This window comes from Paraburkholderia sediminicola (assembly GCF_046027355.1).
GTDB classification, from domain to species: domain Bacteria; phylum Pseudomonadota; class Gammaproteobacteria; order Burkholderiales; family Burkholderiaceae; genus Paraburkholderia; species Paraburkholderia sediminicola_B.
Window position 1 is genome coordinate 243,670 of the sequence record NZ_JAQQEK010000009.1, and the last position, 24,447, is coordinate 268,116.

The following is a 24,447-nucleotide window of genomic DNA, read 5'->3' on the forward strand; positions in this document are numbered from 1 at the left end:
GGCGGGCTTGCTGACGCCTGTGCGTCGAGCGTTGCGTCGTCCGGCGATTGCTGGCGGAGGGCGGATGCGGGCATGGTGGTGTGGATTTGCGTTGGGCGTGATCGGGCTGCAACGGCAGGCGGTGTTGCCGGATTGGGTTGGGTTGTGCGGGTTGGTGTTGCTAGCTTGCGCCGCGGTTGTGGTGGCGGTTTGGGGTTTGGGCGATGGCGGGAGCGCGCGGGTTGATGGGGCGCGCGCATTGGCGGATGCGATGGCTATTGCCGACGTTGCGGCTGCCGCTGGAACTGCGGCTATGAATACGGTTGGCGCGGAGGCTGGCACTGCAGCTATGGCTGCGACCGCGATTGGCGCTAAGGCTGGATTTGCGGCGGGAACTGCTGCGACAGCTGCCGTCGCGGCGCACACGACGGCAGCGCCGACGAATCGCGCGTACTCGCGTTTGGCGCCGCTTGGTTCGCTCATTCGCCGCGTCCGGTTCAATCCACGCGTGCGGTCGTTCACCGGCTGGAGCGCGCTGTGGTGCGCGGCGCTATGCGTGGGATTCGGCTATGCAGCCTTGCGCGCAGACATGCGCCTCGCAGTGAGCTTGCCGAACGCATGGGAAGGTCGCGACATCGAGGTCGTCGGCAGCATTAAAGGTTTGCCATCTCACGATGAAAACGGCGCGCGCTTTCTATTCGACGTCGAATCGACCGAAGCGCCGATCGACGCTTTTCCACACGTGATCCAACTCTCATGGATCGCCGATGACGCACCGCCGCCTTTGCTCGAACCAGGGTCACGCTGGCGGCTGACCGTGCGCCTCAAGCGTCCGCATGGCAATGCCAACTTCGGCGTACGCGATGCCGAGGCGAATCTGCTCGCGCGCAACGTGCGGGCCACCGGCTATGTGAGCGCACCGGCTCACGCGGTGCGCTTGCGTGGCACTGCGCGCGGCGTCGGCGTGACGGTGGACCGCTGGCGCGCCGCGCTGCGCGCGCGCATCGACGCGGTGCTCGCCGACGCGCCGCACCGCGGGATTGTCGTGGCGCTCGCCATCGGCGCGCAGGACGAAGTCAGCGCCGCGGACTGGTTGCTGATGCGCAGCACGGGCACAAGTCATCTGGTGGCGATTTCCGGGCTGCACATCGGTTTCGTCGCGGGCCTCGCGGGCTGGCTGGCGGGCGCGTTCTGGCGGCGCTCCGGATGGATCGGCCGCAACTGGCCGTTGCGGCTGCCCGCGCAAGTCGTCGCGATCACGGGCGGGGCGGTGTTCGCCGCGCTCCACGCTGCGTTGGCCGGCTTCAATGTGCCGGCGCAGCGCGCGCTGTGGATGGCGGGGGTCGTCGCGCTCGCTTTTATCAGCGGGCGCAATGTGGCGCGCTCGGCGGTGCTCGCGTGGGCCTTGGGGCTCGTGCTGCTGATCGATCCGTGGGCGGTTGTGTCAGCGGGATTCTGGTTGTCGTTCTGCGCGGTGGCGGCGATTCTGTTCGCCATGTCGGGGCGGCCCCGTGTGCAGGATCATCAACAGCATCGCGACGAAACAGGTGAGGGCGGCGAGGCAGCGAGCCGATGGGCGAGGTTGCGTGAAGGCTTGCGCCGCCGCATGCGAAGTGCGGACGAGCGGCTGCGCAGCGCCGCGCAGGTGCAGTTCGCGGTGACGGTCGCGCTCGCACCGTTGACTGTCTACTGGTTCGCGCAGATCCCGTTGATCGGCCCGCTCGCGAATGCCTTCGCGATTCCGTGGGTGAGTGTGCTGGTGACGCCGGCGGTGCTGGCCGGCGTCGCGTTGCCCGCGCCGCTTGACGCCTACGCATGGCATACCGCGCACGCTTTGCTCGAACTACTGGCGGTGGGCTTGCAGACGCTATCCGGTCCCGCCTGGGCGCTCTGGCGTCTGCCGCAACCAGGCGCGTGGACGCTGGCCGCGGCGGCGGTGGGCGTGCTCTGGTGTCTGGCGCCGCGTGGCTGGCCGCTGCGCTGGGCCGCGCCGCTGACGTGGCTGCCGCTGCTGATGCCCGCGCCGTCGGGGCCGCCGCACGGCAGTTTCCGCTTGACGGCGCTGGACGTCGGTCAAGGCACCTCGGTGCTGGTCGAAACCGCGCATCACACCTTGCTGTTCGATACCGGGCCGGGCCCGGAGTCCACTCACGCGGGCGAGCGGGTGGTCGTGCCGTTTCTACAGGCGCATGGCGTGACGGCGCTCGATATGTTGATCGTCAGCCACGCCGACTCCGATCATTCGGGCGGCGCCCCCGCCGTGCTGGACGCGATCGACGTGCATCAAATGGTGGCGGCTTTGGCGCCGTCGAATGCGCTGTGGTTGAACGCGAGCCAGCACGGCGCCGACACGCTGCAGTGCGCGGCGGGTCAGCGCTGGCAGTGGGACGGCGTGGAGTTCGCGATGCTCTGGCCGGACGCCGGTCCGCTGCAAGGCAAGCCGAACGCGCATTGCTGCGTGCTGCGGGTCAGCACCTTGCCCGCCTTGGCAAACCCGTCAATCAGCCGAGGTCAAACAGAACCGCCGCGCATGACGGCCTTGCTGACGGCGGATATCGAGGCGCCCGTCGAACGCGTTCTGCTCGCGCGCGATCGCGGGGCGTTACGCGCGCAGCTGCTGGTCGTGCCGCATCACGGCAGCAAGACCTCGTCGACCGAGCCGTTCCTCGACTCTATCGACCCGCTCATCGCGCTATTTCAGGTAGGCTATCGCAACCGTTTTCATCATCCGAATGCGGGTGTGTTCGAGCGCTACAAGGCGCGGCAGATCGAGCTCGGGCGCAGCGATGCGGACGGTGCGGTGCGCGTCGAGGTGAGCCCGGAGACCGAGGCGAATGCCGGCGCCGCCGGCAAAAGCGCCATGGTCACGCTCGAGCGCTATCGCGACACGCAGCGCCGCTACTGGATGGATCGCTGACGGGTTAGCCGATGAATTGCCGGCCGCACAGATAGAAGAAACGCGCCACCGGGCGTGGTGATTGCACGCAGGTGCGCACGACAACTCGGACGCAAAAACAGAACGGAGATAGCCGCAGTTGAAAAACATCATTCACTTCTCGCATGCGAACGGCTTTCCGGCGTCGACCTACCGGACGATTTTCGCCGAGCTCGCCGACGACTACGAACTGCGCTCCATCGAGCGGATCGGCCACGACGCGCGCTTTCCGGTGACACAGGACTGGCCGCATCTGGTCGAGCAGTTGCTCGACGACATCCGCAGGACGTACGAGCACCCGGTGTGGCTGGTGGGGCATTCGCTCGGCGGCTATCTGTCGTTGATGGCCGCGCTCAAGAAGCCGCAGTGGGTGAGGGGCGTGGTGATGCTCGATTCGCCGGTGATCGCCGGCTGGCGCAGCAGCATGCTGCGCGTGTCGCAATGGACCGGCCTCGATGAGCGACTCTCGCCCGCGGCCGCCACCCGCACGCGCCGCACCCAGTGGGCGAGTCGCGACGAAGCGTGGCGCCATTTCCACTCGAAGCCGGCGTTCGCGCGCTGGGACGAGCGCATGCTGTCCGACTATATCGACTTCGGCATTCCGCAGACTTCGCCCGACGGCTCACGGTCGCTGGCCTTCGACCGCCGTACCGAATATCAGATCTATAAGACCTTGCCGCACACGCTCGGCTCGCGGCTCGCGCGGGGCGTGCCGGTGCCGGTGGGTTTCATCGCCGGCACGCGTTCGAAGGAAATCCGCCAGGCCGGTCTCGACGCCACCCGCCGCGCGACCGGTGGCCATGTGGAATGGATCGAGGGCAGTCATCTCTACCCGATGGAAAAACCGGTCGAAACCGCACGCGCGGTGCAAAGCATGTTGCATGAATTGGAGCAGCGCGGCTGACGGCCGCGGAAAACGGTGCATGATCGACGCACGGCAACGGCCGCCGCCGTGGCATATGCACGTGCCGACCTCGCTCGGATTTTGCTGGGGTTGGGGCCCTGCTTTACGGTATAATCCGTTTTTCCCGCGAGCATCCAGCGATGACCAAATATGTTTTCGTCACCGGCGGCGTAGTATCTTCCCTCGGCAAGGGTATTGCCGCCGCTTCCCTCGCCGCGATCCTCGAATCGCGCGGTCTTAAAGTCACCCTCCTCAAGCTCGATCCCTACATCAATGTCGACCCCGGCACGATGAGCCCGTTTCAACACGGCGAAGTGTTCGTGACGGAAGACGGAGCGGAGACTGACCTCGACCTCGGCCACTATGAGCGCTTCATCAGCACGAAGATGCGCAAGGCCAATAACTTCACCACGGGCCAGATTTACGAATCGGTGATCCGCAAGGAACGCCGCGGCGATTATCTCGGCAAGACGGTGCAGGTCATCCCGCACATCACGAACGAAATCCAGGCGTTCATCGAACGCGGCGCGGCTTCCGCGACGTGCGGTGAGCCGGACGTCGCCATCGTCGAAGTGGGCGGCACCGTGGGCGACATCGAATCGCTGCCGTTCCTCGAAGCCGCGCGTCAGATGAGCCTGCGCATGGGCCGCAACAGCGCGTGCTTCGTGCACCTCACGCTGGTGCCCTGGGTCGCCACGGCCGGCGAGCTGAAGACCAAGCCCACGCAACACAGCGTGCAGAAGCTGCGCGAAATCGGTATTTCGCCGCACGTGCTGCTGTGCCGCGCCGACCGCCGCATTCCGGACGACGAGCGCGCGAAGATCTCCATGTTCTCGAACGTGCCGGAAGACGCCGTGATCTCCGTGTGGGACGCGGACAGCATCTACAAGATTCCGCAGATGCTGCACGATCAGGGTCTCGACGCAATCATCTGCGAAGAGCTCAAGCTCGCGCCGAAGGCCGCCGATCTGTCCATGTGGTCCGATCTGGTCGAGAAGCTGGAGCATCCGAAGCACGAAGTCACGATCGGCATGGTCGGCAAGTATGTCGATCTGACCGAGTCGTACAAGTCGCTGATCGAAGCGCTGCGCCATGCGTCGATGCATACGTCGACCAAGGTCAACATCGAATACATCGATTCGGAAGAAGTTGAGACGCAAGGCGTCGAGAGCCTCAAGCATCTGGACGCCGTGCTCGTGCCGGGTGGCTTCGGCCGTCGCGGCACCGAAGGCAAGATGGCGGCGATCCGCTATGCACGCGAAGCGAAGGTGCCGTATCTCGGCATCTGCCTCGGCATGCAGCTCGCGGTGATCGAATTCGCGCGCGACGTGGTCGGTCTGAAAGACGCGAACAGCACCGAGTTCGATCAGGAAACGCCGAACCGCGTGGTCGCGCTGATCACCGAGTGGTACGACCGCGAAGGCCGCGTCGAGAAGCGCACGGAAGAGTCGGATCTGGGCGGCACGATGCGCCTCGGTTCGCAACGTTGCCCGATCAAGCCCGGCACCATGGCCGAGGAGATCTATGGCAAGGATGTGAACGAACGCCATCGCCACCGTTATGAAGTCAATAACCGCTTCGTGCCCCAACTCGAAGCCGGCGGCCTTATCATCAGCGCCCGTACCCCGAGTGAAGATCTGCCGGAAATGATGGAACTGCCGCGCAGCATGCACCCGTGGTTCGTCGGCGTGCAGTTCCACCCGGAATTCACGTCCACGCCGCGTGACGGCCATCCGCTGTTCAAGTCGTTCGTCGAAGCGGCGCTCGCGCATCACGAGGCGCGCACGCCGGTCGCAGTCGGGGAGAAAGCATGAAACTGGGCGATTTCGAAATCGGGCTCGACAAGCCGTTTTTCCTGATCGCAGGCACCTGTGTTGTCGAATCCGAACAGATGACGATCGACACAGCCGGCCGGCTGAAGGAAATCTGCGCGAAGCTGAATATTCCGTTCATCTACAAATCGTCGTACGACAAAGCCAATCGCAGCAGCGGCAAGTCGTTCCGCGGTCTGGGCATGGACGAAGGCCTGCGCATCCTGTCGGAAGTGAAGCGCCAGCTCGGTCTGCCGGTGCTGACCGATGTTCACGCCGAGCACGAGATCGAGCAGGTCGCCTCGGTGGTCGACGTGTTGCAAACGCCGGCTTTCCTGTGCCGTCAAACGGACTTCATTCACGCTTGCGCGCGTTCGGGCAAACCGGTCAACATCAAGAAAGGCCAGTTTCTCGCACCGCACGACATGAAGAACGTAATCGACAAGGCGCGCGATGCGGCGCGTGAAGCGGGTCTGTCTGAAGACCGCTTCATGGCGTGCGAGCGCGGCGTGTCGTTCGGTTATAACAACCTCGTGTCGGACATGCGTTCGCTCGCGATCATGCGCGAAACCAACGCGCCGGTCGTGTTCGACGCCACTCACTCGGTGCAGTTGCCGGGCGGGCAGGGCACGAGCTCCGGTGGTCAGCGTGAGTTCGTGCCGGTGCTGGCGCGGGCTGCGGTGGCGGTGGGCGTGTCGGGGCTCTTCATGGAGACTCACCCGAATCCGGCCGAGGCGAAGTCGGACGGTCCCAACGCCGTGCCGCTGCATCGCATGGCCGATCTGCTCGAGACGCTGGTTACGCTCGATCAGGCCGTCAAGCGCACGCCGTTCCTCGAAAGCGATTTCAACTGATTCAGGCGTTCACCGTGTGTCACGATCGGTACGCACAATCGTGGCACGCGGCGAATGCACGCAATGGTCGTCGAACGTATCGGCGCGCAGGTAGTTTGCCGGGGAGACCGGTGCTCTGCATGGGACCGAAGTAAGCGCTAAAGCGCTAACTCCGGATCGACACGCCAGGTACAGTGTCACAGTAAAGAATTCAACGTCATTTCTTGAGGAAACCATGAGTGCTATCGTAGATATCATCGGTCGAGAGATTCTCGATTCGCGAGGCAACCCCACCGTCGAATGCGACGTGCTGCTCGAGTCGGGCACGATGGGCCGCGCAGCGGTGCCGTCGGGCGCGTCGACGGGTTCGCGTGAAGCCATCGAACTGCGCGACGGCGAAACCGGCCGTTACGGCGGCAAGGGCGTGCTGAAGGCTGTCGAGCACATCAACACCGAAATCTCCGAAGCGATCATGGGCCTCGACGCTTCCGAGCAGGCTTTCCTCGACAAGACCCTGCTGGAACTCGACGGCACGGACAACAAGTCGCGCCTCGGCGCGAACGCGATGCTGGCCGTGTCGATGGCCGTCGCGAAGGCTGCCGCTGAAGAAGCCGGCCTGCCGCTGTACCGCTATTTCGGCGGCTCGGGCGCGATGCAACTGCCGGTGCCGATGATGAACATCGTCAACGGCGGCGCGCACGCCAACAACAGCCTGGACATCCAGGAATTCATGATCGTGCCGGTCAGCCAGCCGACCTTCCGCGAAGCACTGCGCTGCGGCGCCGAAGTGTTCCACGCGCTGAAGAAGATCCTGTCGGATCGCGGCATGAGCACAGCCGTCGGCGACGAAGGCGGCTTCGCGCCGAACTTCGGCAGCAACGACGAATGCCTGTCGACCATCCTGCAAGCCATCGAGAAAGCCGGCTACCGCGCCGGTGAAGACGTGCTGCTCGCGCTCGACTGCGCAGCGAGCGAGTTCTATCACGACGGCAAGTACCAGTTGGCCGGCGAAGGCCTGCAACTGTCGTCGACGGAATTCGCGGATTACCTCGCGAACCTGGCCGACAAGTTCCCGATCGTGTCGATCGAAGACGGCATGCACGAAAGCGACTGGGCAGGCTGGAAGATTCTGACCGACAAGCTCGGCAAGAAGGTGCAGCTGGTGGGCGACGACCTGTTCGTCACCAATACGCGCATCCTGAAGGAAGGCATCGAGAAGGGCATCGCCAACTCGATCCTGATCAAGATCAACCAGATCGGCACGCTGACGGAAACCTTCGCGGCGATCGAAATGGCGAAGCGCGCCGGCTACACGGCCGTGATCTCGCACCGTTCGGGCGAAACCGAAGATTCGACGATCGCGGATATCGCGGTCGGCCTGAACGCCGGTCAGATCAAGACGGGTTCGCTGTCGCGTTCGGACCGCATCTCGAAGTACAACCAGTTGCTGCGCATCGAAGAAGACCTCGGTGATATCGCCAGCTATCCGGGCAAGTCGGCGTTCTACAATCTGCGCTAATGGCTGGTTTGCTGGCGCTGACCGATGAGCCGGTTATCCTTCGTTTCTGATTGACCCCGCCGCCCTGCGTATAGCGCAGGGCGGCGTGTATTTATTGTGCTTACTTCATGCGGCTTGTCACTGCTGTCCTGATCGTTCTACTGGCGCTGATCCAGTACCCGCTCTGGTGGGGGCACGGCGGTTGGTTGCGCGTCCACGAGTTGCAGCAGCAACTGGCGCAGCAAGTGCAAAAGAATGCCGATTCGAAACTGCGCAACGAACGCATTCAAGGCGAAGTGCAGGATTTGCAGAACGGCACGTCCGCGGTCGAAGAGCGGGCGCGTTATGAAATGGGCATGGTGAAGGATGGCGAAGTGTTCGTGCAGTTCGTCTCGCCGAACGCGCCGTTGCCGACGGCAAACACGCCTTCGGTTACGACGTCCACGCGTGGTGAGATGTCGACCGCGCCGCTGCATGTGGTGCCGAATCCGGAGTCGCGCGCGAAGCCGGATCGCAAGCATGGTGGTAAGGCGGCTGCCGCGAAAGACAAGAAGCCTGCGCACTGAGCCTCGCCGTAGCACAAACAACGATTCGGGATGAAGGATGCAAAAAAGGCACGGTGAGAACCGTGCCTTTTTCTTTGGGCCCGCCGCCGCCGCGCCGAGCCAGGATTCTCGCCGCATGCGTGAGCTTGCCGCCGCTTACCAGCCCCAGTACGGCCCGTAACCGACGCCGACACCCGTACCCCAGCCGTGTCCCCATCCACCGCCGTAATAGCTGCCGTACACGCTGACCGGCGGCGTGTAGTAACGCGACCACGCTTGCGCCGCATTTTCAGCGGCCATCGCCTGATTCTGCTCGGCCATCACCTGATGGTCGATCGCGTCATACCGCTGGCGTTCTTCTGGTGTCAGCGGTTGGGCGGTGGCTGCCATGCCCGACTGATCCGCAGGCAACCGGCTATAGATCGGCGACGGACCCGGCGGGTCCATCATGCAGCCCGCAAGCGCGCCACTGCCGACGACGACAGCCAGCACGGCGACCGTGCGCGCACGGCGCAGCATCGGTATCAACGAAGTAGGGTGGTTCATGTTCGATCTCCATCGGTCGGATGCCTAAGCAAATCATGCGCCGCGCGCACCGCCAATGATCTAACGCAATGATCAAAGATACTGCGCCGCCCGGGCCCTGAAAAGGCAGCGGGCGGCGCGGTATTTTTACTGCCGTAGTACAGGCGTGATGAATCGCTGTTCGGCGCGCATGAAATGCGCGCTGAACGACGACCCGTTTAGTGCCGCTGCTCAGCCGCCGGCGTCACACCTTGTGAGAGCGCCTCGGCGACAAAAAGTTGCGCGACGTCGACCGGATCGAACTCGTAACGCTGGTTGCAGAACTCGCAATGAATCTCAACATGGCCGCGCTCTTCGAGCACGCCGTCGACTTCCTCGCGGCCCAGCATCTTCAGCATGCCGCCGACTTTTTCGCGCGAACACGTGCACTCGAAGCGCGCCGTGGCGGGTTCGAAGTGCTGGACGTTTTCCTGCCAGAACAGGCGGCGGAATATTGTTTCCGGTTCTTCCTTCAGCAGTTCGTCTTGCGACATCGTGCCGCCCAGCGTGCAAACGCGCTCCCACGTATCCGCGTCCAGATCGCCCGGATGAGGAACGATGCCGCCGTCGCCCGGCAATTTTTGCAGCAGCATGCCGACCGCGCGCTCGGTGTTCGCCGCGAGCCACAGGCGCGTGTCGAGCTGCTCCGAGTGGTGCATGTAGTGCTCGAGCACTTCGGCCATCGAGTTGAGCGGGCCGTCCACGCCCGACAGCGGCACGATACTTTGATACGGCTGCTGGCCGGGCTGCTTGTCGGCCGGGTCGAGCGTGATCACGCAACGGCCGTGGCCGCTCGCGTTGAGCAGGTCGACCATGCTGGTCGTCTCGCCGATCACATTGGCCGCTTCGCCGGACAGCTTGGCGGTCGCGCGCATCGACAGATCGGAGCTGCACTGCACCACCAGCATCTTGACCGGGCCGTCGCCGAAAATCTGCATGATGAGCGTGCCGTTGAACTTGAGGTTCGCCGACAGCAACGCGCACGCGGCCATCATTTCGCCCAGAACCGTGCGCACCGGCGCCGGATAATCGCGGCGCGTCAGCACCTCCTGCCACGTATTGCGCAGGGAAACGATCTCGCCGCGCACCGGCGCCGCGCTGAACATGAATTTTTGCAACTGGTCGCTCACAACTTTTCCTCGGTCGAATGACGCAGCGTGATGCCGCGCCGTGCGCGCCGCGCGCTCCGGCTGGTTAGCCGATACGCACGAGCTGCGCCTTGTAATATTCGCGGCGCTCGGCATAGGTTGCCGCGCCGCGCTGCATGTTGGCGATATCCGTCTCGGTCAGTTCGCGCACCACCTTGGCGGGCGCGCCGAGAATCAGCGAATTGTCGGGAAATACCTTGCCCTCGGTGACGATGGCGCCCGCTCCGACCAGACAGTTGCGGCCGATTACCGCTCCATTCAAGACCACGGCCTGAATTCCGACCAACGAGCCTTCCTTGATCGTGCAGCCGTGCAGCATGACCTGATGGCCGATCGTCACGTTCGGCTCGATCGTCAGCGGAAAACCGGGATCGGTGTGCAGCACGGCGTTTTCCTGCACGTTGCTGCCGGCACCGATGGTGATCGGCTCGTTATCGCCGCGAATCGTCGCGCCGAACCAGACGCTGGCGTTTTCCTCGAGCGTCACGTTGCCGATGATGCTCGCTGAATCCGCGACGAAGACGCTTTCATGGATGGTCGGGGCGGCTTCGCCAAGCTTGTAAATGGTCACGGTGTCTCCTCTTGATCGGTCGCTGCGCGCGCGGGATAGGGCGCCGAACTGCCTGAAACGTCTAGCCGCGCCGGGCTGCCCGGCCTCGCCGGCGCATCGGGCGCGTTGGATGGTCGAATCGAGTATTGTAAACGGTTGTGTGGTTGGGCCGCTTGGTCCGGGCGCAAGGGCGTTCGCGGCTTCGCTGTTCGGACCGCCGGTCGCGTGGTTGCGGCCCGGGGCGTGTTTTGACGGTCGTATGCCAATGCGTCGGTTGCCGCCGGTTTTGCCATTTCCTTAGCCATGCCGTTTTTGGCTTCCTTTGCAGTTTCCCTTGTCGATCCGCTTGCCATGATGTCCGCCGCACCGTCCGTTTCGCCTGATTCGCCTGATTCGCGTGCCGAAGCAGCGCCCGAGGCCCGTTGCGCGCGCACCGCAGCGCTCGCCGCATTGCGCGAAGTCGATCCGGCCGCCAAGGCCGTCGCGGCCCGCGCGCTCTACGCCGCAGTGCTCGACGGCAGCATGGCATGCGCCGCGGACCTCGAACTCGACGAGCCGGCCGGCTTGCCGGGCCGTCCCGCGCGACCCGAACTGGTCGATCCGCGCGGGTTGAAGCGGCGCAGCATGCAAGCGCCGCAAGGTCGCGCGGTTCTGCTGCACGCACTCGCGCACATCGAATTCAACGCCATCAATCTCGCGCTCGACGCGGTCTGGCGCTTCGCCGGCATGCCCGCCGCCTTCTACACCGACTGGCTCAAGGTCGCCGCCGAAGAGGCGTATCACTTCTCGCTGCTGAGCGCGCGCCTCGCCGAGTACGGCCAAGTCTACGGCGATTTTCCGGCCCACGACGGTCTGTGGGACATGTGCGAGCGCACGCGCGGCGACGTGCTCGCGCGCATGGCGCTGGTGCCGCGCACGCTCGAAGCCCGCGGCCTCGACGCCTCGCCGCCGATCCGCGCGCGCCTGCTGCAGGCCGGCGATCAGGCGTCGGCGGCGATTCTCGACGTGATCCTGCGCGACGAAATCGGCCACGTGCTGATCGGCAATCGCTGGTTCCGCCATCTGTGCGACGGCAGCGGCCTCGACCCGCACGAGACTTACACGCGCCTCGCCGACCAGTATCACGCACCGAAATTACGCGGACCGTTCAATTTCGAGGCGCGCCGCGACGCCGGTTTCGACGAAGCCGAACTGGCCGCGCTGGCAGCCCTGGCGGGCCTCGACGCGCCGGAAGCGGCGTCGCCGTCCACCGGCGACTGAGACTTCCTTCACCATCCGACCCCGTGCGCCGGCGGGCTATCTCGTTATAATCGAACGACCATTCTTTTTCTGGGCGTGCCGTTCATGAACACTTCGCAGTCTGAATTCGTCGCCGTGCGCGGCATCCGTTTGCATGTGCGGCGCTGGGGCAACCCGGATGCGCCGATGCTCTTCATGCTGCACGGCTGGATGGACGTGGCCGCCTCGTTTCAGTTCGTCGTCGACGCGTTCGGCGGCGACTGGCAAGTGCTGGCGCCGGACATGCGCGGCTTCGGCCTGTCGGACTGGCCGGTGGCGGAACGCGGCGGCGGCAACTACTGGATTCAGGACTACGTGGCCGACCTCGACGCCTTGCTCGACCACTACGCGCCGACCGGCGAAGTGAATCTGGTCGGCCACAGCATGGGCGCGAACATCGCCTGCGTGTATGCGGGCGTGCGGCCGGAGCGCGTGCGGCGGGTGGTCGACCTCGAGGGTTTCGGTCTCGCGCCGTCGCATTCGGCGCAAGCGCCCAAGCGGCTGCGCACCTGGCTCGACGAATTGCGTGATCCGCCGCAATTGAAGCGCTACGCGTCGCTCGACGACGTCGCCGCGCGTCTCACCAAGACGAATCCACGCCTCGACCCGCAGCGCGCGCAGTTTCTCGCGCGGCATTGGTCGAAGCCGGACGGCGAAGGGCGCTACATGCTGCTCGCCGATCCCGCGCACAAGCTGCGCGGCCCGGCGTTGTACCGTCTCGACGAAGTGATGGCGACGTGGCGCAAGGTGAGCGCGAAGGTGCTGCACGTGGAGGCCGCCAATTCGCCGACGCTCGCGCAGATCGCCGGCGAGATCCCGCTCGACGAACTCAAGGCACGCTTTCAGGCGTTCCCCGACTGGCGCGAGAAAATCATCGACGGAGCGGGGCACATGGTGCACCACGACCAGCCGGAGCAGGTGGCCGCGCTGATCGAGGGATTCTGCGCGTAGCGTTTTCAAAAAGATTGAGCGTCTCCTTTGGGACGTTCGTTGCGAGATAGCTCTGCGTCCACTTACTGCGTTGCAGTAAAATGAGCGTAGAACCTTTTCAAGACAACGATGAACGCCGACCTCCACTGTCACTCCACCGTTTCCGACGGCCAGTTCGCGCCGGCCGACGTCGCGCGCCGCGCGCACGCGGGCGGCGTGACGCTGTGGGCGCTCACCGATCATGACGAACTGGGCGGCCAGCACGAAGCGAGAAGTACCGCCGAGGCGCTCGGCATGGACTATCTGAGCGGCGTCGAGATTTCGGTGACATGGGCGTCGCGCACGGTGCACATTGTCGGACTGGGGGTCGATCCGACCAGCTCGATCCTGCTCGACGGTCTCGCGCGCACCCGCAACGGCCGAGCCGCGCGGGCGGAGGCGATCGGCGAACAACTCGCCACGCTCGGCATCCCCGACGCCTATCAGGGCGCGCTCAAATACGTGTCGAATCCGGACATGATTTCGCGCACGCATTTCGCGCGTTTCATGGTGGAAAGCGGCTACGCCAGTTCCACGCAGGACGTGTTCACCCGCTTTCTCGGCGACGGCAAGCCCGGCTACGTGCCGCACCGCTGGGCCAAACTGGCCGACGCGGTCGGCTGGATCCAGTCCGCCGGCGGTGAAGCGATCATTGCGCATCCGGGGCGCTATGCCTACTCACCGATCGAATTCGACGCGTTTTTCGCCGAATTCATCGATCTCGGCGGCAAGGCGATCGAGGTGGTGACGGGCAGCCACACACCCGATCAATACCGCGAATACGCCGATGTCGCGCGCCGTTTCGGTTTCGAGGCGTCGCGCGGGTCCGACTTCCATGCACCCGGCGAAGGCCGCGTCGATCTCGGCACGCTGCCGCCGCTGCCCGCCGATCTGAAGCCCGTCTGGGAACGCTGGCTGTGATCGCGCCGTGCCGTCGCGGCACGTCATGCGCGAAAGCGGGCCGTGCGCCGCGCGTGCTTTCGTCCGATCTTTCGACCGGTGTTCAGCCGCAGTTCAATTTGCCGTCTATCCGCTTTCATCCGTGAGCCAACGTTAGTCGCCATGTCCCAATACTTTCGGCTTCATCCTGATAACCCGCAGCCGCGCCTCGTCAAGCAGGCCGTGCAGATCATCAACGATGGCGGCGTGGTCGCGTTGCCGACGGATTCGAGCTACGCGCTCGCCTGCCATCTGGACGACAAGGACGCGGTCGAGCGTCTGCGGCGCATTCGCGGACTCGACGAGAAGCAGTTGCTGTCGCTGCTGGTGCGCGATCTGTCGGAACTCGCGAACTTCGCGATGGTGGACAACCGGCAATACCGGCTGATCAAATCGGTGACGCCGGGCCCTTACGTGTTCGTCCTGCAGGCCACCAAGGAAGTGCCGCGGCGCCTGTCGCATCCGTCGCGCAAGACCATCGGCCTGCGCGTGCCGGATCACGCGATCACGCTGGCGATCCTCGAAGAACTCGGCCAGCCGCTGCTCGGCTCGACGCTGATCATGCCGGGCGAAACCCAGCCGTTGAACGACCCGGAAGAAATCCGCGAGCGCCTGGAGAAGCAACTGGATCTGGTGATCGACAGCGGCCCGTGCGTGTGCGAGCCGTCCACGGTGATCGATCTGACCGGCGCGGAACCGGTGCTGGTGCGGCCGGGGCGCGGTTCTCTCGCGCCGTTCGGCCTCGAAGAGACGGCATGAGTGAAAGCGGACAGACGCACGCAATCGCGTTGTTACAATAACGAGTTATGGATTCTTCCCTGATACAGACCATTGCGGTGTACGCGCTGCCGGTGATTTTCGCCATCACGCTGCACGAAGCCGCCCATGGCTACGTCGCGCGCTGGCTCGGCGACAATACCGCCTACGTGCTCGGCCGCGTCTCCGTCAATCCGATGCGGCACATCGACCCGCTCGGCACGATTGCGATTCCCTTGCTGCTGTACTTCGCCACCAGCGGCGCGTTCATGTTCGGCTACGCCAAGCCGGTGCCGGTCGCCTTCGGCAATCTGCGCAATCCGCGCTGGGGCAGTCTGTGGGTCGCGGCGGCGGGTCCGGGCTGCAACTTCGTGCAGGCGCTGATCTGGGGTCTGTTCGGTGTCGCGCTCGCGGTGCTGAACGTGGACGAGCCGTTCTTCACGCGCATGGCGGGAGCGGGCGTCGGCGTGAATCTGGTGCTCGGCGTGCTCAACCTGTTTCCGCTGCCGCCGCTCGACGGCGGCCGCGTGCTGATGGCGCTGTTGCCGCCGCGGCAGTCCATTACGCTGTCGCGCCTCGAACCGTACGGGTTTTTCATCGTGATGGCGCTGGTCATGACGGGTACGCTGACGCGATACTGGTTGAACCCGCTGGTCACGATCGGCTACAGCGCGATCACCGCCATTCTGACTCCCCTTGTTTCGCTTTTCTAAATAACCATGTTCCCAGACCGTATCTTCTCCGGCATGCGGCCCACCGGGTCGCTGCACCTCGGCCACTATCACGGCGTGCTGAAAAACTGGGTGCGGCTGCAGTCCGAGTACCCGTGTTTCTTTTGTGTGGTCGACTGGCACGCGCTGACGACGCACTACGAAACGCCCGAAGTGATCGAAAAGAACGTCTGGGACGTGCTGATCGACTGGCTGGCCTCCGGCATCGATCCGGCGCAGGCCACGCTGTTCATCCAGAGCAAGGTGCCCGAGCACGCCGAACTGGCGCTGCTGCTCGGCATGAGCACGCCGCTCGGCTGGCTCGAACGCGTGCCGACCTACAAGGAACAGCAGGAGAAACTGAAGGACAAGGATCTGTCCACTTACGGCTTTCTCGGCTATCCGGTGCTGATGGCGGCGGACATTCTGCTGTATCGCGGCTCGCTCGTGCCGGTCGGTGAAGACCAGGTGCCGCACGTCGAAATGACGCGTGAAATCGCGCGCCGTTTCAACTACCTGTACGGCCGCGAACCAGGCTTCGAAGAGAAGGCCAACGACGCCGCGAAAAAGCTCGGCGGCAAGCGCGCCAAGCTCTATCACGAGCTGCGCAACGCCTACCAGCAGGAAGGCGACGACGAAGCGCTCGAACAGGCGCGGGCGATGTTGCAGGAATCGCAAAGCCTGTCGATGAACGATCGCGAGCGCCTGTTCGGCTACCTCGAAGGTTCGCGCAAGATCATTCTGGTCGAGCCGCAGGCCATGTTGACCGAGGCGTCGCGCATGCCGGGTCTCGACGGCCAGAAAATGTCGAAGTCGTACGGCAACACGATCGGCCTGCGTGAAGACGCGGAGACCATCACGAAGAAAGTGCGCACCATGCCGACCGATCCGGCCCGCGTGCGCCGCACCGACCCGGGAGACCCCGACAAGTGCCCGGTGTGGCAGCTGCATCAGGTCTACACGGACGAAGCCACCCACGAGTGGGTGCAGAAGGGCTGCCGGACGGCCGGCATTGGTTGCCTCGAGTGCAAGCAGCCGGTGATCGAAGGCATTCTGCGCGAGCAGCAGCCCATGCTCGAGCGCGCGCAGAAGTACATGGACGATCCGTCGCTGTTGCGCGCGATCGTCGCCGACGGCTGCGACAAGGCCCGCAGGTTCGCCACGGAAACGATGCGCGACGTACGCGAAGCCATGGGGCTCTCGTACAACTGACGAGCGGCGCCAACCTCATGAGTACTTCCGCTACCGCCGCCGTGCATGGATTGGGCGAGCCGTCGCCGTGGGTGCGCGATTGGGCACATCTGGTCACGAAGGGCGGTGCTGTGCTCGACGTCGCGTCCGGGGCAGGACGGCATGCGCGGTTCTTTGCGTCGCTGGGGCACCCAGTGACCGCCATCGACCGCGACACGGCGGCGCTCGACGCGTTGCGCGGCGAGCCGCTCGTCACCCCGCTCCAAGCCGACCTCGAAGGCGCCGCGTGGCCGTTGCCCGCTGACGCGAAATTCGCCGCCGTCGTGGTGACGAACTACCTGCACCGGCCGCTCTTTCCGCAGCTTTTGCGCGCGCTCGCGCCCGGCGGCGTACTGGTTTACGAGACCTTCGCGCAAGGAAACGAAAGCGTCGGCAAACCCTCTAATCCGGCGTTTCTGCTGGCGCCCGGCGAGCTTCTCGACCGCGTGCGCGGCCGGCTCCGGGTGATCGCTTTTCAGGACGGTTTTCTCGCGCAGCCGCGCCCGGCCTACGTCCAGCGGATCTGCGCAATTCTGGAAGCGGCGCGCTCAGACGACCCCGCGCAGGCGGCACCCCCGCCTTGTTACGAGTTGGCTGGCTAATCCGCTACAATCGCGGTTTACCTGATCAAATTCATGGCGTTTCATGACTAACGGCAACCACAGCAGCAACGACAGCGTTCAGATTCGCGGCAGCATTCCTGCCATCATCACCCCGATGCTCGAAGACGGCAGCCTTGATCTGCCGGCGTTTCGCAAACTGATCGACTGGCACGTCGCGGAGGGCACGAACGCTCTCGTCGTGGTCGGCACGAGCGGCGAGTCGGCCACGCTGTCGGTCGAAGAGCACGTGCTGATGGTCAAGACCGCAGTCGAGCATACGGCGGGCCGGATTCCGGTGATCGCGGGCTCGGGCGGCAATTCCACGACCGAAGCCATCGAACTCACCCAGCAGGCCAAGGAAGTCGGCGCGGACGCCACGCTCCAGGTCGTGCCGTACTACAACAAGCCGACGCAGGAAGGCATCTACCGCCACTTCGCGAAGATCGCCGAAACCGTCGATCTGCCGGTGATTCTGTACAACGTGCCGGGCCGCACCGTTGCGGACATGAGCAACGAAACCATTCTGCGCTGCGCGCAGGTGCCGGGCATCATCGGTGTGAAGGAAGCGACCGGCAATATCGATCGCGCCGCGCATCTGATCAAGTCCGCGCCGGCGCATTTCGGCATCTACAGCGGCGACGATCCCACCGCGATCGCGCTGATGCTGCTCGGCGGCCACGGCAATATTTCGGTCACCGCCAACGTCGCGCCGCGCGCGATGAGCGATCTCTGCAAGGCTGCTCTCGCGGCGGATGCCAAGACCGCGCGTGAGATTCATCTGAAACTCCTGTCGCTGCATAAGAACCTGTTCATCGAATCGAATCCGATTCCGGCCAAATGGGCACTGCAGCAACTGGGTCGTGTGCAGGGCGGAATCCGCCTGCCGCTCACGCCGCTCGACGCGCAATACCACGAAGTGGTGCGCGGCGCGCTGCGCGAAGCGGGCCTGCTGGGCTAGGCGGATAGCGTCCGCGGCACCCACCAGCGCCAACGAAAGCCTGCCACCGGCACTCCCTTAACCGACGTCGATCCAGCCCACGTTCCCGGCACACAGAACCAAGGCACCGCGTTCCAGCATCACGAAGGACCTCATGAAACGTTCCGCACTTTCCCTCCACGCAACCCGCATGGCGGCGCTGGCGCTTGCCCTCACGACGCTCGCCGGCTGTGACACGCTGAACGACTGGTTTGCTTCCGACCGCGTCAACTACAAGGGCGCGGCCAGCGCGCCGCCGCTCGCCGTTCCGGGCGATCTGAGCACCACCAAGACCGACGAGCGCTACGTCGCTCCGCCGGCCAATCTGGCGCTGGGCGGCGCGCAGACGCGCGCGGTCACGGCCGCCGGCAATTCGACCGAAGGCCAGCCGAACGCGCAGGATCCGCTCGGCATGCATATCGAACGTGACGGCGATCGCCGCTGGCTGGTCGTCGACGGCCGTTCGCCGGAACAACTCTGGCCGCAGTTGCAGGAGTTCTGGCAGGAAAACGGCTTCGCGCTGAAGACCGACGCGCCGGCCACCGGCATCATGACGACCGACTGGGCGGAAAACCGCGCCAACATTCCGGACGACTGGTTCCGCCGTACGGTCGGCAAGGTCATCGACTTCGCGTATTCGTCGGGCACGCGTGACAGCTTCCGCACGCTCGTATCGCGTGCGCCCGGCGACACGACCGACATCTCCATTACGCACAGCGCCATGGAGGAAGTGTTGACGGGGCAGGACAAGACGTCGTCGCGTTGGGAAGAGCGTCCGCGCGATCCGGCGCTCGAGGCGCTGTTCCTCACCAAGCTGATGCAGAAGTTCGGCCTGACCGAAGCGCAATCGAAGCAACTGCTGACTGACGCGCGTACGGCGGTTGCGCCGGCCACGATCGACCAGAGCGCGGGCGCCTCCACGCTCGACCTGCCGGAGTCGTTCGACCGCGCATGGCTGCGCGTGGGCCTCGCGCTCGACCGCACCAACTTCACCGTTGACAACCGCGATCGTGCGAAGGGTATCTACTACGTACGCTACGCGGACTCGATGCAGGAACTTAAAAAAGAAGGGCTGCTCGGCAAGCTCTTCTACAGCGGCAATTCGTCGAAGAAGCCGGGTCAGGAATTCCTCGTCAACGTGCGCTCGAAGGGCGACACGGTGACGCAGGTGGCGGTGCTGACTGCGAACGGGCAGGTCGACAACTCGTCCGACGCGCAGCGCATCGTGACGCTGCTGCACGCGCAACTGAACTAAGCGGACCGTGAGGTTCGCGAGTCTCGGTAGCGGCAGTGAAGGCAATGCCTTGCTGGTGGAAGCGCAAAGCGGCGCGACCACCACGCGTGTACTGCTCGACTGCGGTTTTTCGGCCAAGGAAGTCGAGCGGCGGCTGACGCGGCTCGGCGCGAGCGTCGAGGGTCTCGACGCGATTCTGATCACGCATGAACATAGCGACCACATTGGCAGCGCGCTGACGCTGGCGCGCAAGTGGTCGATTCCGTTGTACATGAGCTGGGGCACCGCCCGCGCGGTGGGCGCCGACGAGGCCGATGTCGACCTGCAGGTGCTGTGGGGCGACGAAGCGGTGGCGATCGGCGACCTCAGCATTCTCCCTTATACCGTTCCGCACGACGCCCGCGAGCCGCTGCAATACGTGCTCTCGAACGGCGCGAGCCGGCTCGGCGTGCTGACGGATGTCGGCACGTCCACGCCGCATATCAGCGCGGTGCTGAGTGGCTGCGACGCGCTGGTGCTCGAATGCAATCACGACGTGCGGATGCTGGCGGGCAGCCGCTATCCGCAGTCGCTGAAGGCGCGCATCGGCGGCAATCATGGGCATTTGAACAACGACGCGGCGGCTGAAATTCTCGCCTCGCTCGACCGTTCGCGATTACGCCATCTGGTCGCCGCGCATCTGAGCCAGCAGAACAATTTGCCGGAACTGGCGCAGGCGGCGATGGCCGGTGTGCTGGGCGCGGCGCCCACGGAAGTGGTGGTGGCTTCGCAGGATGAGGGGTTTGCGTGGCTGAGCGTGTGATGCGCGTCTGACGCTTGATTCCCGGCGCGGCAGACGCCGCGGCGCCATGAAAAAAGCCCATAACGATCGCTCGTTATGGGCTTTTTCTTTCGGGGCGGGGCGTTTCGAACGCCACGTCCGGAATCAGGCTTAGTTGCGATTGCCGCCGAAGATACCGAGCAGCGCCAGCAGGTTGACGAACACGTTGTACAGATCCAGGTAGATCGCGAGGGTAGCGGTGATGTAATTCGTTTCACCGCCGTTCACGACGCGCTGCACGTCGAACAGCATGTAGGCCGAGAAGATCACGATGGCCATGACCGACACTGTGAGCATCAGCGCCGGCAGATGCAGGAACACGTTCGCGACCGATGCGAGCAGCAGCACGATCACGCCCATGAACAGCCACTTGCCGAGACCCGAGAAGTCACGCTTGCTGACCGTGGCAATGGTTGCCATCGACGCGAAGATCACACCAGTGCCACCGAAGGCGAGCATGATCAGCGACGGGCCGTTCGAAAAACCGAGCACGAAGCTCAGGATGCGCGACAGCATCAGGCCCATGAAGAACGTGAAGCCGAGCAGCACGAACACGCCGGCCGCGCTGTCTTTGGTCTTCTGGATGGCGAACATGAAGCCGAAGGCGATCGCGAAGAACGCCAGCATGCTCATGGCGGGACTCGTGGCGGCGAACAGCGAGAAACCGGTGGTGAGGCCCACCCACGCGCCGAGCACTGTCGGAATCATTGACAGCGCGAGCAGCCAGTAGGTGTTCCGTAGCACGCGGTTACGCGTTTCGACCGTGCTGACCGCGCCATTGCGGCCAAAGCTATACGGATGTTCGTTCATGGTCTCTCCTTACCTCAGAAGCGTGATGCGTATGGTTGTGAAGCGGGTTGTGGCGAGTCGGGCTGCGCCGGTGGGAATGTCTGCCGCCGGCCGCGGCGCTCTCATCCCTAAGATTGGCGCGCGGGCAGGGAGTTTCAATGCCCTGAAAATACCGACACCGCCTACGCTACCAGTATTCGGAAACTCCTGCTTGGAGTCTTTCAATGTTGTAAGGGTTCAATCGCAATCGTACACGGGAACATGCTACAATAGCGGATTCATTTGAATCTGTAACCTCTTAATTTTTTGGAGTTTTTATGGCGATCGAACGCACCCTGTCGATTATCAAGCCGGACGCAGTGGCCAAGAACGTGATCGGCCAGATCTACAGCCGTTTCGAAAACGCTGGTCTGAAGATCGTGGCTTCGCGCATGGTTCACCTGTCGCGCGCCGACGCGGAGAAGTTCTACGCTGTGCACGCCGCACGTCCGTTCTTCAAGGACCTGGTCGATTTCATGATCTCGGGCCCGGTCGTCGTGCAAGCGCTCGAAGGCGAAAACGCCATTCTGAAGCATCGTGATCTGATGGGTGCAACGGACCCGAAGAAGGCGGAAAAGGGCACGATCCGCGCCGACTTCGCTGACAGCATCGACGCGAACGCAGTGCACGGTTCCGACGCGGCTGAAACGGCTGCCGTTGAAATCGCGTTCTTCTTCCCGCAAGTGAACGTCTACTCGCGTTAAGCAGGACTTGCCTCGCGCGATTCGTGCAGCCGATTGGATTTATCGCACGAATCGCCCGGCAAAGTAGTAAGGTAAAAGCAGCAGGAATGGGCGCGAACGGCATTGCGTTCATGCAGCTTGTTGCATGAACGTAGTCTCGCACTGAAATGGCAGGATTCGATATGACGAGCAGTCCCACCGTCAACCTTCTCGACCTCGACGCCCAAGGGCTTGTCGCCTACTGCGACAGCCTGGGCGAGAAGCCGTTTCGCGCCAAGCAATTGCAGCGCTGGATTCACCAATACAACGCTGCCGACTTCGACGGCATGACCGATCTGGCGAAGTCCTTGCGCGAAAAGCTCAAGGGGCGCGCCACGATCTCGATGCCAGGCATCGTCAGCGACCATATTTCGACCGACGGCACACGCAAGTGGCTGATCGACGTCGGCAACAGCAACGCGGTTGAAACCGTCTACATCCCCGAAGAAACGCGCGGCACGCTGTGTGTGTCGTCGCAGGCCGGGTGCGCGGTCAATTGCCGTTTCTGTTCGACCGGCAAACAGGGTTTCTCCCGCAATCTCACCACCGGCGAAATCATCGGCCAGTTGCGCATGGCTGAGTTCGCGCTGCGCGCATCGCGCGGCGTGGACGGCGGCCGCGCCACGGGTGGTGACGGCAAGGGCGAGCGCGTTGTCACGAACGTCGTGATGATGGGCATGGGCGAGCCGCTGCTCAATTACGACGCGGTCGTGCCGGCCATGCGCCTGATGCTCGACGACAACGCCTACGGCCTGTCGCGCCGCCGTGTCACGCTGTCCACCTCGGGCGTCGTACCCATGATGGACCGGCTCGGCGCCGATCTGCCGGTGGCGCTCGCGGTCTCCTTGCATGCGCCTAGCGATCCGCTGCGCGACATGCTGGTGCCGCTGAACAAGAAGTACCCGCTGCGCGAACTGATGGCGGCTTGCCAGCGCTATCTGAAGGTCGCGCCGCGCGACTTCATTACGTTTGAATATTGCATGCTCGACGGCGTGAACGACAGCGAGGCGCAAGCGCGCGAATTGCTGGCCGTCACGCGCGACGTCCCGTGCAAGTTCAACCTGATTCCGTTCAATCCGTTCCCCGAATCGGGCCTCATCCGCTCGAAACCGGAACAGATCAAGCGGTTTGCACAAGTGTTGATGGACGCGGGCGTCGTCACCACGGTGCGCAAGACACGCGGCGATGATATCGACGCTGCCTGCGGTCAGTTGGCCGGCGCGGTGAAAGACCGCACGCGCCTCGCTGAACGCACCGGGAAGGCAGCGAAGATCATCGAGGTTCGCGCCGTGTAATCGCACGGGGATGGCAGGGCGCCGGCGTTCGGAGAAAGCTCTGTGAACGCGCGACAACCTGCTGCGCCGGTGTCGATTGAAAAGAAAGTTTGCAGAAGCGATCGGAAGCGGCGCACAAGGCCGCACATTTTGTTATAAACGGTCTGCGATTCGGACGTGAGGCTTGAGCCCGTCCGGGTTGCACGAGTGAAAAAGAATCGACGCGAAAGGATTTGGGATGAGTGAGCCGCAGCACCCGCAGCCGCAGGACACAGATACGAACGAAGGCCATCCGGCGCCAGTCGCACGGGCGGCGGTGCAGCCTGTTGTGCAGCCGGGCATGGATTCGTTGGCGGCGGCTGGCGCGCGCTTGACCCAATTGCGTGAATCGAAAGGTTGGACGATCGACGACGTGTCGGCGCGTCTGAAGGTGTCCGCCATCAAGCTGCGCGCGCTCGAATCGGGCGACATCAGCCACTTGCCGGACACGACCTTCGCGTTGGGCGTGGTGCGCAGCTACGCGAAGATGCTCGGCGCCGATCCCACGCCGTTCACGGCGGCATTGCGCCGCGAAAAGGGTGTGCCCGCGCCGGATTTGTCGATGCCGGCATCGTCGGGTAGAGATTTGCCGCGCGGCAAGGTATCGCTCTCGCTGGGCGGCAGTGGGCAAAAGAGCCGCTCATGGTTGTGGGGTGTGGCGGCGGTGATCGTCGCGGTGATCGCGCTAGGCATGTGGCATACCAATGGCGGCGACTCGTCGGCGTGGCTTGCACGATTGAAAGCGAGCGCGAGCGGTGCCGCTGGCGGCGCAACCGGCGCATCGGGCGCGGTGGCGCAAGGTCAATCGGCAGGTTCGGAAGCCACCGCGGAAGAGGCTGCTTCGGCGCCGGACACGCAGGCGGCAGCAGAGAATGCAGCGTCGGCGACGCCGATGCCTGCGCCGCTCGCCACCGGCACGGCGCCTTCGTCGGCGCCGGCGGTCACGGCAATGACGGCCGCGCCGAAGGCCGGCTCACAGGCTCAGGCTGCCGCCGCGGCGCCGGCCGCAGGCCAGGCGATCGTCGCATTGCGGGTAACACAGGACAGTTGGTTCAGCGTGCGTGGCAAAGATGGCAAGGAAGTGTTCTCCGGCCTCGTGCACGCAGGCGATACGAAGGAAGTAACGGGCGAAGCGCCGTTCAAGGTCACGGTCGGCAACAGGGCCGGCCTCGACTCGCTGACGCTCGATGGCCAGCCGGTCGATCCGTCGAAATATGCGGCGGCCAAAGGCAACGTGGCGCGTTTCGCGCTGCCTTGACAGATACGGTATGCGCCGCGGCCAACCGGTCCGCGGCGCTTTTTC

The 24,447-nt window shown here is 64.2% G+C and carries 23 protein-coding genes; 19 read left to right on the forward strand and 4 right to left on the reverse strand.

Annotation, left to right across the window (positions count from 1 at the left end; genetic code table 11):
* Positions 1–64: 64 nt before the first annotated feature.
* From PQR42_RS17975 to ftsB, 6 genes are all read left to right on the forward strand, one after another.
* Positions 65–2,896, forward strand: coding sequence for a DNA internalization-related competence protein ComEC/Rec2 (locus PQR42_RS17975; RefSeq protein WP_408387203.1), 2,832 nt, complete (start codon positions 65–67; stop codon positions 2,894–2,896).
* Positions 2,897–3,014: 118 nt separating this feature from the next.
* A complete protein-coding gene (locus PQR42_RS17980; RefSeq protein WP_408203732.1) occupies positions 3,015–3,818 on the forward strand; it encodes an alpha/beta fold hydrolase in 804 nt (267 codons plus the stop codon).
* Between the two features lie 140 nt (positions 3,819–3,958).
* Positions 3,959–5,632, forward strand: coding sequence for a CTP synthase (pyrG, locus tag PQR42_RS17985; RefSeq protein ID WP_408203734.1), 1,674 nt, complete (start codon positions 3,959–3,961; stop codon positions 5,630–5,632).
* Positions 5,629–6,483 carry a 3-deoxy-8-phosphooctulonate synthase gene (kdsA, locus tag PQR42_RS17990; protein WP_408175867.1) on the forward strand — a complete coding sequence of 285 codons (855 nt, stop codon included), beginning with the start codon at positions 5,629–5,631 and terminating at the stop codon, positions 6,481–6,483. Before pyrG ends, kdsA begins: the two co-directional genes overlap by 4 nt.
* Before the next feature lie 214 nt (positions 6,484–6,697).
* On the forward strand, positions 6,698–7,981 hold the full coding sequence (gene eno / locus PQR42_RS17995) for a phosphopyruvate hydratase (protein ID WP_115106943.1): 1,284 nt from the start codon (positions 6,698–6,700) through the stop codon (positions 7,979–7,981).
* Positions 7,982–8,088: 107 nt separating this feature from the next.
* Positions 8,089–8,526, forward strand: a complete 438-nt coding sequence (ftsB, locus tag PQR42_RS18000; protein WP_408203737.1) for a cell division protein FtsB — start codon at positions 8,089–8,091, stop codon at positions 8,524–8,526.
* A gap of 135 nt (positions 8,527–8,661) precedes the next feature.
* On the opposite strand, the gene PQR42_RS18005 is transcribed toward ftsB, so the two are convergent.
* The 3 genes from PQR42_RS18005 to PQR42_RS18015 all read right to left on the reverse strand — a co-directional run bounded on the left by PQR42_RS18005 (position 8,662) and on the right by PQR42_RS18015 (position 10,788).
* Positions 8,662–9,051 (reverse strand): hypothetical protein, encoded by a 390-nt coding sequence (locus PQR42_RS18005; RefSeq protein ID WP_408203739.1) that lies wholly within the window; start codon positions 9,049–9,051, stop codon positions 8,662–8,664.
* A 197-nt stretch (positions 9,052–9,248) separates the two neighbouring features.
* Positions 9,249–10,199 (reverse strand): Hsp33 family molecular chaperone HslO, encoded by a 951-nt coding sequence (hslO, locus tag PQR42_RS18010; protein WP_408203741.1) that lies wholly within the window; start codon positions 10,197–10,199, stop codon positions 9,249–9,251.
* A gap of 64 nt (positions 10,200–10,263) precedes the next feature.
* Positions 10,264–10,788: a gamma carbonic anhydrase family protein gene (locus tag PQR42_RS18015; RefSeq protein WP_408203743.1), complete on the reverse strand. Its 525-nt coding sequence runs from the start codon at positions 10,786–10,788 to the stop codon at positions 10,264–10,266.
* 330 nt (positions 10,789–11,118) lie between these two features.
* On the opposite strand from PQR42_RS18015, the gene PQR42_RS18020 reads away from it, so the two are divergent.
* The 10 genes from PQR42_RS18020 (at position 11,119) to PQR42_RS18065 (ending at position 20,263) form a co-directional block, all read left to right on the forward strand.
* Complete coding sequence (locus tag PQR42_RS18020; protein WP_408493687.1) at positions 11,119–12,027, forward strand: ferritin-like domain-containing protein; 909 nt, start codon at positions 11,119–11,121, stop codon at positions 12,025–12,027.
* An 84-nt stretch (positions 12,028–12,111) separates the two neighbouring features.
* Complete coding sequence (locus tag PQR42_RS18025) at positions 12,112–12,996, forward strand: alpha/beta fold hydrolase (protein WP_408493688.1); 885 nt, start codon at positions 12,112–12,114, stop codon at positions 12,994–12,996.
* A gap of 108 nt (positions 12,997–13,104) precedes the next feature.
* Positions 13,105–13,935 (forward strand): 3',5'-nucleoside bisphosphate phosphatase, encoded by an 831-nt coding sequence (locus tag PQR42_RS18030; RefSeq protein ID WP_408387200.1) that lies wholly within the window; start codon positions 13,105–13,107, stop codon positions 13,933–13,935.
* 141 nt (positions 13,936–14,076) lie between these two features.
* On the forward strand, positions 14,077–14,712 hold the full coding sequence (locus PQR42_RS18035) for an L-threonylcarbamoyladenylate synthase (RefSeq protein WP_132373849.1): 636 nt from the start codon (positions 14,077–14,079) through the stop codon (positions 14,710–14,712).
* A 47-nt stretch (positions 14,713–14,759) separates the two neighbouring features.
* The gene (locus PQR42_RS18040; protein ID WP_408203752.1) at positions 14,760–15,422 is read left to right on the forward strand and encodes a site-2 protease family protein; all 663 of its coding nucleotides are present in this window, start codon (positions 14,760–14,762) and stop codon (positions 15,420–15,422) included.
* Positions 15,423–15,428: 6 nt separating this feature from the next.
* A complete protein-coding gene (locus PQR42_RS18045; RefSeq protein ID WP_106279479.1) occupies positions 15,429–16,631 on the forward strand; it encodes a tryptophan--tRNA ligase in 1,203 nt (400 codons plus the stop codon).
* 17 nt (positions 16,632–16,648) lie between these two features.
* A complete protein-coding gene (locus PQR42_RS18050; protein ID WP_408387199.1) occupies positions 16,649–17,251 on the forward strand; it encodes a class I SAM-dependent methyltransferase in 603 nt (200 codons plus the stop codon).
* 43 nt (positions 17,252–17,294) lie between these two features.
* Positions 17,295–18,209: a 4-hydroxy-tetrahydrodipicolinate synthase gene (gene dapA, locus PQR42_RS18055; RefSeq protein WP_310814692.1), complete on the forward strand. Its 915-nt coding sequence runs from the start codon at positions 17,295–17,297 to the stop codon at positions 18,207–18,209.
* Between the two features lie 133 nt (positions 18,210–18,342).
* A complete protein-coding gene (bamC, locus tag PQR42_RS18060; protein ID WP_408203758.1) occupies positions 18,343–19,482 on the forward strand; it encodes an NlpB/DapX family lipoprotein in 1,140 nt (379 codons plus the stop codon).
* Between the two features lie 7 nt (positions 19,483–19,489).
* The gene (locus PQR42_RS18065; protein WP_408203760.1) at positions 19,490–20,263 is read left to right on the forward strand and encodes an MBL fold metallo-hydrolase; all 774 of its coding nucleotides are present in this window, start codon (positions 19,490–19,492) and stop codon (positions 20,261–20,263) included.
* A gap of 129 nt (positions 20,264–20,392) precedes the next feature.
* Here the strand turns inward: PQR42_RS18065 and PQR42_RS18070 are convergent, their stop codons facing one another.
* Positions 20,393–21,091: a Bax inhibitor-1/YccA family protein gene (locus PQR42_RS18070; RefSeq protein ID WP_106279488.1), complete on the reverse strand. Its 699-nt coding sequence runs from the start codon at positions 21,089–21,091 to the stop codon at positions 20,393–20,395.
* Positions 21,092–21,387: 296 nt separating this feature from the next.
* Between PQR42_RS18070 and ndk the strand changes: the two genes are divergently transcribed.
* From ndk to PQR42_RS18085, 3 genes are all read left to right on the forward strand, one after another.
* A complete protein-coding gene (gene ndk / locus PQR42_RS18075) occupies positions 21,388–21,813 on the forward strand; it encodes a nucleoside-diphosphate kinase (RefSeq protein ID WP_012433533.1) in 426 nt (141 codons plus the stop codon).
* Positions 21,814–21,974: 161 nt separating this feature from the next.
* On the forward strand, positions 21,975–23,126 hold the full coding sequence (gene rlmN, locus PQR42_RS18080; protein ID WP_007181344.1) for a dual-specificity RNA methyltransferase RlmN: 1,152 nt from the start codon (positions 21,975–21,977) through the stop codon (positions 23,124–23,126).
* 217 nt (positions 23,127–23,343) lie between these two features.
* The gene (locus PQR42_RS18085) at positions 23,344–24,402 is read left to right on the forward strand and encodes a RodZ domain-containing protein (protein ID WP_408387198.1); all 1,059 of its coding nucleotides are present in this window, start codon (positions 23,344–23,346) and stop codon (positions 24,400–24,402) included.
* The last annotated feature ends 45 nt before the right edge of the window (positions 24,403–24,447 follow it).

Excerpts from the sequence above, each read along its gene's own strand:
- PQR42_RS17975 (WP_408387203.1), top strand. The coding sequence starts at position 65 with ATGCGGGCATGGTGGTGTGGATTTGCGTTGGGCGTGATCGGGCTGCAA.
- pyrG (WP_408203734.1), top strand. The coding sequence starts at position 3,959 with ATGACCAAATATGTTTTCGTCACCGGCGGCGTAGTATCTTCCCTCGGC.
- kdsA (WP_408175867.1), top strand. The coding sequence starts at position 5,629 with ATGAAACTGGGCGATTTCGAAATCGGGCTCGACAAGCCGTTTTTCCTG.
- eno (WP_115106943.1), top strand. The coding sequence starts at position 6,698 with ATGAGTGCTATCGTAGATATCATCGGTCGAGAGATTCTCGATTCGCGA.
- ftsB (WP_408203737.1), top strand. The coding sequence starts at position 8,089 with ATGCGGCTTGTCACTGCTGTCCTGATCGTTCTACTGGCGCTGATCCAG.
- PQR42_RS18005 (WP_408203739.1), bottom strand. The coding sequence starts at position 9,051 with ATGAACCACCCTACTTCGTTGATACCGATGCTGCGCCGTGCGCGCACG.
- PQR42_RS18020 (WP_408493687.1), top strand. The coding sequence starts at position 11,119 with ATGATGTCCGCCGCACCGTCCGTTTCGCCTGATTCGCCTGATTCGCGT.
- PQR42_RS18025 (WP_408493688.1), top strand. The coding sequence starts at position 12,112 with ATGAACACTTCGCAGTCTGAATTCGTCGCCGTGCGCGGCATCCGTTTG.
- PQR42_RS18030 (WP_408387200.1), top strand. The coding sequence starts at position 13,105 with ATGAACGCCGACCTCCACTGTCACTCCACCGTTTCCGACGGCCAGTTC.
- PQR42_RS18035 (WP_132373849.1), top strand. The coding sequence starts at position 14,077 with ATGTCCCAATACTTTCGGCTTCATCCTGATAACCCGCAGCCGCGCCTC.
- PQR42_RS18040 (WP_408203752.1), top strand. The coding sequence starts at position 14,760 with ATGGATTCTTCCCTGATACAGACCATTGCGGTGTACGCGCTGCCGGTG.
- PQR42_RS18045 (WP_106279479.1), top strand. The coding sequence starts at position 15,429 with ATGTTCCCAGACCGTATCTTCTCCGGCATGCGGCCCACCGGGTCGCTG.
- PQR42_RS18050 (WP_408387199.1), top strand. The coding sequence starts at position 16,649 with ATGAGTACTTCCGCTACCGCCGCCGTGCATGGATTGGGCGAGCCGTCG.
- dapA (WP_310814692.1), top strand. The coding sequence starts at position 17,295 with ATGACTAACGGCAACCACAGCAGCAACGACAGCGTTCAGATTCGCGGC.
- bamC (WP_408203758.1), top strand. The coding sequence starts at position 18,343 with ATGAAACGTTCCGCACTTTCCCTCCACGCAACCCGCATGGCGGCGCTG.
- PQR42_RS18070 (WP_106279488.1), bottom strand. The coding sequence starts at position 21,091 with ATGAACGAACATCCGTATAGCTTTGGCCGCAATGGCGCGGTCAGCACG.
- ndk (WP_012433533.1), top strand. The coding sequence starts at position 21,388 with ATGGCGATCGAACGCACCCTGTCGATTATCAAGCCGGACGCAGTGGCC.
- rlmN (WP_007181344.1), top strand. The coding sequence starts at position 21,975 with ATGACGAGCAGTCCCACCGTCAACCTTCTCGACCTCGACGCCCAAGGG.
- PQR42_RS18085 (WP_408387198.1), top strand. The coding sequence starts at position 23,344 with ATGAGTGAGCCGCAGCACCCGCAGCCGCAGGACACAGATACGAACGAA.